Annotated in this window: 1 tRNA gene; it reads left to right on the top strand. The window is 39.8% G+C overall.

The annotated features are described in order from the left end of the window. Nucleotides 1–109: 109 nt before the first annotated feature. Nucleotides 110–185, top strand: a tRNA-Ala gene (locus tag ACVBJC_RS20425). The last annotated feature ends 323 nt before the right edge of the window (nucleotides 186–508 follow it).

Below are 508 nucleotides of genomic sequence, written 5' to 3'. Positions count from 1 at the left end.
TAGAGGCCTAGGACACCGCCCTTTCACGGCGGTAACAGGGGTTCGAATCCCCTAGGGGATACCACTATTTAAAATAATGAGATTTCGGTCTGATTGTTTAACGTAAAATGGGGCCTTAGCTCAGCTGGGAGAGCGCAACACTGGCAGTGTTGAGGTCAGCGGTTCGATCCCGCTAGGCTCCACCAAATTTATCATTCAGATGATAGACACAAAAAACCACCTAAGGGTGGTTTTTTTGTGTCTAAATTTTGAACATACTTCGTTATTGTTTCCATTCAAGTTTTAGCGGGTACGCTTTAATTCTTCTGTGCATTTGTTGTTTAATACTTTGTACTGAGTGTCCCAAGTTTAGGTTGAAACGAATATTGAATCTTTTTTTAGGATCTGGAAGCTCAAGGACTGGGTACACTTATACCAATCTAAGTAAAAACATGATCTAATTGCATTCATCGTATTCTCTTCATTTGTGGTTATGGATAACTTTAAAAATACTGACTTTACAGCTCTA

The sequence above is a fragment of the Shewanella sp. 0m-6 genome, assembly GCF_052977325.1.
Note: the sequence above shows the minus strand (reverse complement) of the source record. Positions and strands in the feature narration are given on the sequence as shown.